Annotated in this window: 11 protein-coding genes and 1 tRNA gene; 2 read left to right on the top strand and 10 right to left on the bottom strand. The window is 68.9% G+C overall.

The window, feature by feature from the left end:
• Positions 1-23 precede the first annotated feature (23 nt).
• Positions 24-848: an undecaprenyl-diphosphate phosphatase gene (locus FQ377_RS04885; RefSeq protein WP_148600149.1), complete on the bottom strand. Its 825-nt coding sequence runs from the start codon at positions 846-848 to the stop codon at positions 24-26.
• A gap of 49 nt (positions 849-897) precedes the next feature.
• On the opposite strand from FQ377_RS04885, the gene FQ377_RS04880 reads away from it, so the two are divergent.
• Complete coding sequence (locus FQ377_RS04880; RefSeq protein ID WP_148600148.1) at positions 898-1833, top strand: aldo/keto reductase; 936 nt, start codon at positions 898-900, stop codon at positions 1831-1833.
• A 45-nt stretch (positions 1834-1878) separates the two neighbouring features.
• On the opposite strand, the gene FQ377_RS04875 is transcribed toward FQ377_RS04880, so the two are convergent.
• Positions 1879-2193, bottom strand: coding sequence for a hypothetical protein (locus FQ377_RS04875; protein WP_148600147.1), 315 nt, complete (start codon positions 2191-2193; stop codon positions 1879-1881).
• A 41-nt stretch (positions 2194-2234) separates the two neighbouring features.
• Here FQ377_RS04875 and FQ377_RS04870 point away from each other — a divergent pair, with 41 nt between their 5' ends.
• Entirely contained in the window at positions 2235-2468 is a 234-nt protein-coding gene (locus FQ377_RS04870; RefSeq protein WP_148600146.1) for a DUF5703 family protein, read from the top strand.
• A gap of 18 nt (positions 2469-2486) precedes the next feature.
• On the opposite strand, the gene FQ377_RS04865 is transcribed toward FQ377_RS04870, so the two are convergent.
• The 8 genes from FQ377_RS04865 to FQ377_RS04830 all read right to left on the bottom strand — a co-directional run bounded on the left by FQ377_RS04865 (position 2487) and on the right by FQ377_RS04830 (position 12404).
• The gene (locus FQ377_RS04865) at positions 2487-3680 is read right to left on the bottom strand and encodes an acyl-CoA dehydrogenase family protein (protein WP_148600145.1); all 1194 of its coding nucleotides are present in this window, start codon (positions 3678-3680) and stop codon (positions 2487-2489) included.
• Positions 3681-3732: 52 nt separating this feature from the next.
• The gene (locus FQ377_RS04860) at positions 3733-5061 is read right to left on the bottom strand and encodes a M20/M25/M40 family metallo-hydrolase (RefSeq protein WP_262364284.1); all 1329 of its coding nucleotides are present in this window, start codon (positions 5059-5061) and stop codon (positions 3733-3735) included.
• Between the two features lie 70 nt (positions 5062-5131).
• The gene (locus FQ377_RS04855; protein WP_148600144.1) at positions 5132-7120 is read right to left on the bottom strand and encodes a heavy metal translocating P-type ATPase; all 1989 of its coding nucleotides are present in this window, start codon (positions 7118-7120) and stop codon (positions 5132-5134) included.
• A 177-nt stretch (positions 7121-7297) separates the two neighbouring features.
• Positions 7298-7381, bottom strand: a tRNA-Leu gene (locus FQ377_RS04850).
• A gap of 92 nt (positions 7382-7473) precedes the next feature.
• Positions 7474-8706 (bottom strand): kynureninase, encoded by a 1233-nt coding sequence (locus FQ377_RS04845; protein ID WP_148600143.1) that lies wholly within the window; start codon positions 8704-8706, stop codon positions 7474-7476.
• Positions 8707-8749: 43 nt separating this feature from the next.
• Positions 8750-9715 (bottom strand): MaoC family dehydratase, encoded by a 966-nt coding sequence (locus tag FQ377_RS04840; protein WP_262364283.1) that lies wholly within the window; start codon positions 9713-9715, stop codon positions 8750-8752.
• Positions 9712-11088, bottom strand: a complete 1377-nt coding sequence (locus FQ377_RS04835; RefSeq protein WP_148600142.1) for a 3-oxoacyl-ACP reductase — start codon at positions 11086-11088, stop codon at positions 9712-9714. The genes FQ377_RS04840 and FQ377_RS04835 overlap by 4 nt, the downstream gene beginning before the upstream one ends.
• Positions 11088-12404, bottom strand: a complete 1317-nt coding sequence (locus FQ377_RS04830) for an acetyl-CoA C-acetyltransferase (RefSeq protein WP_148600141.1) — start codon at positions 12402-12404, stop codon at positions 11088-11090. The genes FQ377_RS04835 and FQ377_RS04830 overlap by 1 nt, the downstream gene beginning before the upstream one ends.
• Positions 12405-12425 lie beyond the last annotated feature (21 nt).

Below are 12425 nucleotides of genomic sequence, written 5' to 3'. Positions count from 1 at the left end.
ACGTTCCAGCTTACGGCCCGCCGTCAGGCGGTGATGACCCCGGCGCCCAGGAGCACGTAGAGGGCCACGCCGAGCAGGATGCGGTACCAGACGAAGAGGCCGTAACCGCGCGTACTGACGAACTTCAGGAACCACCCGATGATGGCGAAGCCGACCCCGAAAGCGACCAGGGTGGCCAGGGCCGTCTCGGGCAGGGCGTACGGGCCCGGCTCGTCCCAGCTCTTGACGAGCTGGAAGACGCCGCTGCCGAAGACTGCGGGGATGGCCAGCAGGAAGGAGTAGCGGGCGGCGGCCTCGCGGGTGTAGCCCATGAGCAGACCGGCGGTGATGGTGCCGCCGGAACGGGAGACCCCCGGGACCAGGGCCAGCGCCTGCGCGAAGCCGTACAGGATGCCGTGACGATAGGTGAGCTGCGTGAGCTCACGGGTCTGGCGTCCCACCCGGTCGGCGACAGCCAGGATCATGCCGAAGACGATCAGCATCGTGGCAACGATCCACATGCTGCGGAACGTGCTCTCGATCTGGTCCTGGAACAGGAGGCCGAGCACCACGATGGGAAGACTGCCGATGATCACGAGCCAGCCCATCCGGGCGTCGGGATCATCACGGGGCACCGTGCCCCTCAGGGCACCGAACCACGCCCTGACGATCCGCACGATGTCGCGCCAGAAGAAGACGACGACGGCCGTCTCCGTACCCAGCTGCGTGATGGCGGTGAACGCCGCTCCCGGATCCTGTGCGTTGGGCAGCAGTTCTCCGATGATGCGCAGGTGGGCGCTCGATGAAATGGGTAGGAATTCGGTAAGGCCCTGGACGAACCCCAGGATGATCGCTTCTATCCAATTCACGCTTCCGACCCTAAGCCATCGGCGCCCCGGGAGCCTCTAGGCTGGGCCTATGCAACGGCGAAACGTGGGAGCGAGCGGCCTGTCCGTGTCGACTCTGGGACTGGGCACCATGAACTGGGGCAGCGAGGTGGCGGAGGATGCCGCCCGCGAACAGCTGCGGCTCTTCACCGAGGCCGGGGGCACGCTCGTCGAGACCGCAGCCCGCTACGGAGAAGGCCAGGCGGAGGCCATGCTCGGCGGCTTCATCGGTGACACGGTGGCCCGCTCCGAGGTGGTCCTCGCGGTGCAGGGCGGCACCACCCGTTCCGGCAACCGGCGCCTCGACAGCTCGAGGCGGGGGCTCCTGGATTCGCTGGACAGTTCACTGTCCCTGCTCGGTACCGACCACGTGGATCTCTGGCTCGCGCCGTCCCCCGACCCCGCCGTGCCACTGGAAGAGACCCTCAGCGCCCTCGGGACCGCCTACAGCAGCGGCAGGGCCCGCTACATCGGTCTGTCCAACTACACGGGCTGGGAGTTCGCACGTGCCGCCGCCACGGCGCCGTTCCCGATCGTCGTGGACGACGTCGAGTACTCCCTGGTGAATCGCACGGCCGAACGCGATGTACTGCCATCGGTGGAAGCCTTCGGAGCGGCCATCCTGGCGTGGGCACCATTGGGGCGCGGCGTCCTGACGGGCAAGTACCGCGGGCGGACACCTGCCGAGTCACGGGGCGGGTCCGATGTCTGGGCGCCCTACGTGGAGCCGTATCTGTCGGGCAGACCCCAGCGGGTCACGGAGGCACTGTGCACTGCCGCGCGGGGCCTCGATCTGCGGCCGCACGAACTCGCCCTGCGCTGGCTGCTGCACCGCGAACGCGTCGCCTCCGCGATCGTCGGGGCCAGGACCCCGCAGCAGCTGGAGGAGATCCTCGCCACGGCTGGCGCTCCGGTGGCGGAACCGATCGCAGAGGTCCTGGACGAGGTCTCCGCGCTGCTCGACTGAGAACCACCCGCGGCGGGGCGACGGTACTCGATGAATCGAGCGATCCTAGGACTCGGGGACCGGCTCGACCTCCTCGTCGATCAGCTCGGCCACGTAGCCGGACTCCTCGTCCTCCCGGTCCTCGTCGTCGTCCTCGTCGTCCTCGTCGTCCTCGTCCGTCTCCTCGTAGATCTCGAGCGGGGTGACCTCCCCGAAGGCGTCGTACAGGGCCTCCTCGTAGACCTCGAACGCCGCCGCGATGCTGCGGTACGCTGCATCCACCGCGGGGTCGTCCTCCTGTCGCCGGGATGCCGACGACGCGAGATGCTCCTCGAGCGCCGACACCAGGGACTCGAGCGCCACACGCGGATCTATGCTCATGGCCTAGACGTTAGCGGTAAAGACAGCACAATTGGAGGCATATGCGAGAACAAATCCAGAATGCGACGGCCGTTCGGAAGCGCGATTACGGCAGGCAGTACGAATACCTGGTCCTGACGGTCTCGGCGAGCGAGTCCCTGCCCGCAGCCCGGAGCCTGGTCACCGAGCACGCGGAGTACGGCAAGTGGGAACTGGAGCGCAGCTGCATCTACATCGGCGGTGCCCGCCGGTACTGGCTGCGGCGCAAGGTACTGCGGGTGGAACGCACGGCGTAGCTGGGCGGGGGCCGGCGACTACTCCGACGGCGGCCCGAGGAGACTCGTCGCGACGGTGGACCGTGCCGACTCCTCGGTGGAGGGGTGGAACTGTCCGGCGAGTGCATCGCGGTGCAGGCGGACGATCTCCGACGTCGCCGAGAAACCGGATCCCCCGCCCACGTGCAACGCCACGCCGGTCGCCGCCACGGCCGCGTCCACCGCGTGCGTCTTCAGCGTAACGAGACGTGCGAACCACCGGGAACGGTCGTCCACGCCCGCGTCGAGATCCGCCGTCACGGCGCGCAGCTCCGCAGCGGCCCCCGTCCTGGCCATGGCCGCTCCTGCCAGGAGCTGGCGCAGGACCGGGTCGTCCGACAACGGCCGTCCCGCCACATGGCTCCGGCGGCGCGTGAGCGCGTCGGCCGCCAGGTCGAGGGCGCGATCGGCGATCCCGAGATAGACCGAGGCGATGAGCGTCTCGAACGCGGCGAAGATCCCGAAGACCAGCAGATCCGCGTTCGGTCCCACAGGGGTGCGTCGGAAGACCGCGTCGGTGGGTACCCGGACGTCCGCGAGGCGCGTCGTGTTGGACCTGGTAGCCCTCATGCCGAGAGGGTTCCAGTCGTCCAGGATCTCCACACCGCAAGCACCCCGGGGCACGAAGGCATGGAGGATGGCGTCACCGTCGCCCTCCGCGCCCGGGAGCTTCCCGAAGACACCCAGCCGGGTCCAGACCGGTGACAGACTCGTGAAGACCTTGGTGCCTGTGTAGGTGTAGCCGCCCTCCACCGGTTCAACTCGGGTCAGCGAGTCGAAGAGCACGGCGTCGTTCCCGGGTTCGGAGACGCCGAACGCGAAGATCTCGCCGCGCTGGACCTCGTCCAGGACGAACAGGAGCGAGTCGTCGCCGCGATCGGCGAGGAGCCCTGCAACGGCCGTCCAGATCAGGTGCATGTTGACCCCGAGGGCGGTGGCGGGAGCGGCTGCGGCCAGCCGGCGCTGGGCCCGGGCGGCCTGCTGCATGCCGCCGGCAGCGCCGGGCCTGGTGTGCACGAGCAGCTGCAGGTACCCGTTCTCCTGCAGCTCCGCGAAGTCCTCCGTGAAGAACGAGTTACCGGCGTCGTAGCCTGCCGCCCGCCTCCTGAAGCGCTCGATCAGATCGTCGGGCAGCAGCTGCTCGATCGTCGCGGCAGCGTCGGCGATCGGATCGGAAGTCTTCGTGTCGGTCATGGGATGTCCTGTCGAATGGTGTCCTGCCCGGTGGAGGGTCAGCGGGCGGGGCTCAGTAGGTGGTGAGCAGCCGGGCGAGCACCTTCGCCCCGAACCGTAGGGAGTCCGTGGGAACCCGCTCGTCGACCCCGTGGAACATGCCCGTGAAGTCGAGCTCGTCGGGCAGCTGTAGTGGCGCGAAGCCGTAGCCCGTGATCCCGAGGCGGCTCAGCGACTTGTTGTCGGTCCCGCCCGAGAGCGTGTACGGCAGCACCCTGGCGCCGGGGTCCTCGGCGTGCAGGGCGTCGATCATGGAGTCGACGAGATTGCCGGCGAACGGCACCTCGAGCGAGGTGTCCTTGTGCTCGTAGCTCACGTCCACACCCTCGCCGGCAAGGCCTCGGATGATCTCGAGGACCTGGTCCTGCTGCCCCGGCAGGGTCCGCACGTCGATCAGGGCCTCGGCGGTGCCCGGGATGACGTTGTGCTTGTACCCGCTCTTGAGGACGGTGGGGTTCGCGGTGTTCTGCAACGTCGCACCCACGAAGCGCGCCACCGTGCCGAGCTCGCGCAGCAGGATCTCGGGATTGTCGGCGTCGAACTCCACACCCGTGAGCTCCGTGACGCCGTCCAGGAACTGGCGTGTGGTGGGGGTGAGTTCGATGGGCCAGGAGTACTCGCCGATACGGGTGACGGCACGCGCAAGGGCCGTGACGGCGTTGTCGGTGTTGATCTGCGAGCCGTGGCCGGCGCGGCCGTGGGCCACGAGGCGGAGCCACGAGATGCCCTTCTCGGCCGTCTGGAGCAGATAGGTGCGCTGACCGCCGATGGTCGCGGAGAAGCCGCCGACCTCCGAGATGGCCTCTGCGGCGCCCTCGAAGACCTCGGGCTTGTTGTCCACGAGCCAGGAGGCACCGTAGGCACCGCCGGCTTCCTCGTCGGCGAAGAACCCGAAGATCAGGTCACGCTTGGGCTTGATGGCGTCGCGCTGCATGGACCGCAGGACGGACAGGATCATGGCGTCCATGTCCTTCATGTCCACGGCGCCGCGGCCCCAGATCAGACCGTCCTTCTCCTCACCGCTGAAGGGGTCCACACTCCAGTCCTCCTTCTGCGCCGGCACGACGTCGAGGTGTCCGTGCACCACGAGGGCCGGTAGGGAGGGATCCGTGCCTTCCATGCGGGCGAGGACCGAGGCGCGTCCGGGTGCGGCTTCGAAGAGCTGCGTGGACAGGCCCACCTCCTCGATGAGCCCTGCCGTGTACTCGGCGGCCGCGCGCTCCCCCGGACCCTCGTTGTCCCCGAAGTTCGAGGTATCGAAGCGGATCAGTTCCTGGCAGATCCTGACGACTTCATCTTCGGGTGTGATGCCCACGTGGTCCTCCTGGGTAGCGGTGTCCACCCAGCCTACCGAGCGCCGGAGGGCAGGCGTGGCACTCTTGCTGGTGTCCGAGTACTGGAGGACCGAGGTGTCACTTCTCGCTGGTCCGGGTGATGCCGTCCGGACGGCCAGAGAATTCGGACGAGGGCGCAGCAGGGGGTTCGTCCTTGTGGGCTGCCGCTTCGGCCAGTGGCGACCGAGGGCCACGCTCGGAGCGCGGGCCGAGTGCACGGAGCGCGCCGAGGATCGCCACGAGATCAACTACTTCCTGCAGCCATGCCCCCAGCAGCGCGGGCAGGAAGCCGAAGGCTGCGATGAGCATGAGCCCGACGCTGATGATGATCCCGAGCCAGATGCTCTGCAACGCGATCCGCACGGTGTCCTGCCCGATCCTGACCGCGCGCGGCAACGAGGCGAGGGTGTCGAAGCGGTTCACGATGTCGGCCGATTCGCTCGCCGCTGTTGCACCGCGTGCTCCCATTGCGAAGCCGATGTCGGCCGCAGCGAGCACGGGGGCGTCGTTGAGGCCGTCGCCGACCATGATGAGCGGTCGCGGCTGCACCTCACTGACGATGCGCACCTTGTCACCGGGGCGGCACTCCGCATGTACCTCACTGATCCCGAGACCACGTGCTATCGGTTCTGCGGTGGTGGCGATGTCTCCGGTAACCATGAGCGTGCGCTCGATGCCGAGTTGCCGTAGCTCCTGCAGAGCCCTCCCTGCTTCGGGACGCACCCGATCACGCATGACCACAGCTCCGGCGAAGCGGTGACCCGCTGCGACGTAGATCGCGAGCTCGCCCGGTGCGAGGTCGGCGATCGTGAGGTCGGAAGCGTACTCGCGTAGCCAGGAAGATTTACCCACCCGCACGATCACGGCATCCGGCCCATGTGATGTGTTGAGGGTCGCCGCCACACCGTTCGTGGCGATCTCTTCAGCATGCTCGACTTCGAGGAGCGCCAGATTGCGCTGCCTCGCTGCACCGACGACTGAATCGGCGAGGACATGCGAGGAGTACACCTCCGCTGAGGCCGCGAGGCGCAGCAGTTCGTCGTCGCCGAAGCCGTGGGCGGGCAGAACACGCTCCAGGATGGGCTTGCCGATGGTGAGGGTGCCGGTCTTGTCGAAGGCGGCCGAGCGCGCCCGCGAAAGCTGTTCAAGGGTGCCACCACCCTTCACGATCAGTCCGAACCTCGCAGCGCGGCTCATGCCGCCGAGGAATGCCACCGGTGCTGCGATCAGTAACGGGCAGGGCGTCGCCACGACCAGCACCTCGGCGAATCTGACGGCTTCGCCGCTGACTGCCCACGCGATCCCGGCGATCCCGAGTGCGAGGACGGTGAACGGCACCGCGTACCGATCGGCGAGCCGGACGACCTTCGCCCTGCTGCCCGCGGCCTGCTCGACCAGGCGCACAATCTGCTGGTACTCGCTGTCCGCGGCACGTGCAGCAGCACGCATGACGAGTGCGACCCGGCCATTGACCGCACCACTCGATACTCGCTCACCGGCGGCACGTTCCACGGGCAGGCTCTCTCCGGTGAGGGAGGACTCGTCGAACACGGCATGCTCGGACACGAGGATCGCGTTCACTGGCACGAGCGCGCCAGGTCGTACCAGCAGCAGGTCGCCGACCTCGACGTCGTCGACGGGCACCTCCTCGGTGAGCGCCTCGGCGGGACGGTCCGCCGCGACACCGTCGAGGATACGATTGGCACGTTGCGGGGCCTTGCGCAGCAGTGCGGTGAGTTCCCGCTTCGACCGATTCTCGGCGTAGTCCTCGAGCGCCGCGCCACCGGTGAGCATCAGAACCACCACGAGCGCTGCCCATGGCTCCCCCACGAGCACCGCAGCAGTGATCGCGGTGACGGCAAGAATGTCGAGCCCCGCATGCCCCCTGAGAAGCTGCCGGATCATCCCGGCTGCTTCCCACGCCGCGATCACAAGCGCATACGCACCCACGATCCACCGCGCCGCATCGCTCGCGGGAGTGGCCAGAAGGATCAAGCCCATCGCGGCGACCAGGAGCGTCGCGAGCACGAGTGGATATGTCCTGACCAGGGGGAATGAACGGTTCATACGTCAATCGTCCCGGATTAACGGCTTCCGCGCAGCGCAGGCCAGCCTGCCCTACAACCGAAGCAGGCGTGGGACTCGCGGCCCGGCCCGGAAAGGCTCACCGAATGGCTTGCCACACGCATGGAAATGACCCCCACCCTGGTGATGTGAAACCAGTGTGGGGGTCATTTCCATTCGTGCGCGGAGGGGGACTTGAACCCCCACCCTCAATAAGAGGACTAGCACCTCAAGCTAGCGCGTCTGCCATTCCGCCACCCGCGCGGGTGGATTTCCGCGGCCTGAACCGCTGAAAGCAACGAGAAGGACTCTACACGAGAATGGCTCCGATGGTGAATCAGCGCGTGTCCACCGCGCTATACCTCGGCACCGAGTCGGGCGGCAATAGCCTCGACGGCGAGCGCAGTCTCCTCGAACGACGTCGACAGGGGTGAGAGACCCAATCTGATGCCGTTGGGGTTGCGGTAGTCGGGGATGACGCCCTCCTTCCACAGCTCGGGCACCATCGTGGCGAACGCGGGGTGGTCGATGGTGATGTGGCCACCGCGTCGGGCGGCATCGCGCGGTGACGCCAGGACCACGCCGTGGGGCGCGAGCAGCGTGTCGACGGCGTCGACGGCGAACGCCGTCAGCACCTCGGACTTCGCACGGACGGCGTCCAGGCCGACGCCGTCGACCACGGAGAGCATGTCCTGGACGGGGAGCATGCCCATGATCGGCGGCGTGCCGGAGACCAGGCGTCTGATGCCATTGGCCGGCTCGTAGGCGGAGCCCATCCTGAAGGGATCGGCGCTGCCCAGCCACCCCAGGATCGGCTGGTCCAGGGTCGGCAGGTGCCGCTCGGCCACGTAGGCCCAGGCGGGAGCCCCCGGCCCACCGTTGAGGTACTTGTAGCTGCAACCCGTGGCGAAGTCGACGTCCCAGGCGTCCAGTTCCGCGGGGACGGAGCCCACGGAGTGGCTCAGGTCCCACAGGACGAGGGCGCCGGCGTCGTGGGCGATGCGCGTGATGGCCGGGACGTCGGCGATGAAGCCGGAGCGGTACGCCACGTGGCTCAGCAGCACCAGGGCGGTCTGCGCGCCGACGACGGCGGAGACGTCGTCGGGCGTGGCCCCGCCGTCGTAGGCGACGTCCAGCCAGCGCACCGTGAGACCGCGCTCGCGGGCGATGCCCTCGACGATGAACCTGTCGCTCGGGAAGTTGTCCCGGTCCACCACGATCTCGGTCCGCCCGGGGCGGGCGGCGACGGCGGCCCGCGCCAGCTTGTACAGCAGCACACTGGTGGAGTCGGCCACCACGCACTGACCCTGCGCGGCCCCGAGCGCCACCCGGCCGAGCTGGTCGCCGATCTCCTGCGGCAGGGACAGCCAGCCCTCGTCCCACCCGCGGATCAGACGCCCTCCCCACTGGTCCTGGACGAACGAGGTGAGAGTGTCGACGGTCGCAGCGAGCGGACGTCCCAGCGAGTTCCCGTCCAGGTACGCCCGCACGGAGTCGTCGGCCGCATCGAGGAAGAGCTTGCGGTGGGCGGCCAGCGGGTCGGCGGCATCGAGCTCGGCGGCGCGATCGAGGAGAGCGGTACGAGTCATGCGCCCAGTCTAGGTCTCGGTGCGCCCGTGCGGTCCGGAGTGTTCAGGCAGTCGTCGGTCCGTCAGGATCGTTCCGATCCGGGTGCACCCACCCGGTGAAGTGTGGTCTCCGCAGCTCGGTCGACCACCCGACGACGTCGATCCTTCCGCCGTCCTCGTCCGAGCGGCGGAAGGAGGTGGTCACGGTGCCGGGGAGCGGGACCGGTGTGTGGAAGTCGATGCGCCAGTCGATGGCGCCCGACGGCGCCGGGACGGCCCGGTCCACCATCCGTGCCGCGAGATACATGCCGTGGGCGATGGCGCCCTTCATGCCGAGCAGCTTAGCCGTTGGCCGGCTCAGGTGGATGGGGTTCCAGTCCCCGGACACCGCCGCATACCGGCGCCCGGTCCCGGCGTCCAGGCGCCACACACCGGTCGGCACGGGTGGCGAGAACGCCGGGCGCACCGGTGCGTCCGGCGTACCGGTACCGGAGGCGATCCGCACGCCGCGCGCCAGGTAGACCGAGCGTCCCGTCCAGACGCGCTCGCCGTCCACGCTGATCTCCGTCACCAGGTCAACCTGGGTGCCGGCGGGGTGTGCGCGCAGGTCCTCGGCGCGGGCCGTGATCTCGAGGTGCTCGGAGGCGCCGACCTGGCGGCTCTGGTGCACCTCGTTGCTCAGATGCACCATGCCGAGCAGGGGCAGCGGGAAGTCGGGACGAGCCAGGACGCTCATTGCGACCGGGAACGCGAGGGTGTGCAGGTAGGCCGATGGGAGCTGGTCCCGCACCGCAGACCGCAGCAGGTGCTGGAAGCGCGTCAGCTCGGCGCGATCGGCCGTGACACCCTGGACGACGTGCTGCACGTCAGGGAGGTACGACGGCGCGTCCTCCCGGCCCATCCGGCGTCGCGCAGCCAGTGCGAGCGCCTGGCGGTAGAGACCGGGCAGACCGGGCACCTGGTCCAGCTCCGTCGTGTTGTCCGACTCTGCCTCCCCCGACTCTGTCCCACCTGCGATCGGCCCGCTCACGCTCCGACCAGATTCTGCCCGCAGACGCGCACCACCTGACCGTTCACCCCCGCGGCGGCGTCCGAGGCGAGGAACGCGATCGTCTCGGCGACATCCACGGGGAGGCCGCCCTGCTGCAGACTGCTCAGGCGCCGCGCCACCTGCCGTGTGAGAGGCGGGATCTTCGCCGTCATGTCCGTCTCGATGAAGCCGGGGGCTACGGCGTTGATGGTGCGGGCCCCGCCGTGGAACGCTGCGGCCTGCGCCCGGACCATGCCCATCACGCCGGCCTTGGAGGCGGCGTAGTTGCTCTGGCCGCGGTTGCCCGCGATGCCGCTCGTGGAGGCGAGGCTGATGATGCGCCCCGTCGGCGAGAAGACCGGTGAGGCGAGGAGCTGCTCGTTCATGACGAGCTGCGAGGAGATGTTCACCGCGATCACGGAGTCCCAGCGGGCAGCGTCCATGTTGGCCAGCAGCTTGTCGCGCGTGATGCCGGCGTTGTGCACCACGATGTCCAGGGTGCCGTGACGCTGCCCCACGTGCTCGAGGATCCGCGTCCCGGCATCGGGTGCGGTGATGTCCAGCTGCAGCGCCGTGCCACCCACCCGATTGGCCACCTGCGCCAGCTGTTCGCCTGCCGCCGGAACATCGACGGCGATCACGTGGGCGCCGTCGCGGGCAAGGATCTCGGCGATCTTCGCGCCGATACCGCGGGCCGCTCCGGTGACCACCGCCGTCCTGCCGTCGAGGGGCCGGTCGGGGACGCCCTCCCCCTCGGCAGCGGTGGCCGCCGCGACGTCGGACACGCTGTCCTCGGGTACCGCCTGCACCTCGATGAGCTGGCCGTCCACATAGGCGCTCTTGCCCGAGAGGAAGAAGCGAAGCGCGCCGATCGTGGAGGGGTCCGTCGTCGTCGTCTGCCCCCGCAGGACGATGCCGTTGGCCGTGGCACCTCCCCGCAGCTCGTGGGCCACCGAGCGCAGTGCGCCGTCGATGCCCTGGCGGGCGGCGGCCCGCGCCGGATCGGACGTGTCCTCTGCCGCACGGGAGATCCCCACCACGCGTCCGCCGGGAACGAGTAGTTTCACCGCCTGGCCCAGTTCCAGGAGCGGCGCGGAAAGATCCGCGGGTGAGTCCGCGGCGTCGAGCACCACGACGGCGGCGCTGAGCTTCTCGCCGGGCAGCACGTGGCGCCGGACCTCGACGTCCCAGCCCAGGATGACCTCGGCGAGCGCATCCGCCCCGGCGCCGGACCCGGCCACCAGGACCGGCTTCGTGGCCAAAGCCTCGCCCGGGGTGTAGCGCCGCAGGACGGACGGCCGTGGGAGTCCGAGGGCCTTGGCGAGCCTTGCCGCGAGCGGCGTGTTGACGAGATCCACGTACCGGTCTGTCATCAGTTCCTCGCCTCGAGGATCGCGACGACGCCCTGTCCGCCGGCCGCGCAGACGGAGATAAGACCGCGACCGCCCTGCTCCGACAGCGTCTTGGCCAGTGAGGCGACGATGCGCCCACCGGTCGCCGCGAACGGGTGGCCGACGGCCAGGGACGAGCCGTTCACATTGAGCTTCGACCGGTCGATGCTCCCGAGCGCCCCGTCGAGCCCGAGGACGCGCTTGCAGTAGTCCTCGTCCTCCCAGGCTGCCAGCGATCCCAGGACGGTCCCCGCGAAGGCCTCATGGATCTCGAAGAAGTCGAAGTCGTCGAAGGTGAGACCGTTGCGCGCGAGCAGGCGCGGCATGGCGTGGACCGGCGCCATGAGCAGCCCCTCCTCGCCGTTGACGAAGTCCACGGCGGCTGCCTCGGCGTCGACGATGTTCGCGAGCATGGGCAGATTGTGCGCTGTGGCGTACTCCTCGCTGCCGAGCAGCACGACGGCGGCACCGTCGGTCAAGGGTGTCGAGTTACCCGCGGTCATGGTCGCCGGGGTCTCCAGTTCCTTGCCGAACACGGGCTTGAGGGTCGCGAGCTTCTCCACCGACGTGTCGGGGCGGAGATTCGCGTCCTTCACGAGGCCCCGGTAGGGGGTCATCAGATCGGTGAAGAACCCGCGCTCGTAGGCGGCGGCGAGATTGTGATGGCTCCGGTAGGCCAGTTCGTCCTGGGCCTCCCGCGTGATCTGCCAGGCCGCCGTCGTGATGGCCTGGTGCTCCCCCATCGACAGTCCGGTCCGCGGTTCTCCCGTTCCCGGCGCGTTCGGCGAGAGGTCCTTGGGTCGCAGGGTGCCGAGGATGCGGATCTTCTGCTGGGTGGTCTTCGCACGGGACAGGTCCAGCAGCACACGGCGCAGGCCCTCGCTCACGGCGATCGGGGCGTCGGACGCGGAGTCGACGCCTCCTGCGATGCCGGAGTCGATCTGTCCGAGCTTGATCTTGTTGGAGAGTCCCACGACCGTCTCCAGGCCGGTGGCACATGCCTGCTGCAGATCGTAGGCCGGTGTCTCGGGCGAGAGTGCGGAGCCGAGGACCGCCTCGCGCGTCAGGTTGAAGTCGCGGGAGTGCTTGAGGACCGCACCCGCTGCCACTTCCCCGATGCGCTCACCCTGCAGTCCGAAGCGGGCCACGAGCCCGTCCAGCGCTGCGATGAGCATGTCCTGGTTGGAGGAGTACGCGTAGGCCCCACCGGAACGGGCGAACGGGATGCGGTTGCCGCCGATGACGACAGCCGTGCGGGGTGAGCGGGCGGTGGTCTGAGCGTGGGCCTGGTCTGCCATGGAAGTACTCCTGGTGGGAGA

The organism is Arthrobacter echini, from assembly GCF_008107445.1.
GTDB lineage: Bacteria > Actinomycetota > Actinomycetes > Actinomycetales > Micrococcaceae > Arthrobacter_D > Arthrobacter_D echini_A.
Note: the sequence above shows the minus strand (reverse complement) of the source record. Positions and strands in the feature narration are given on the sequence as shown.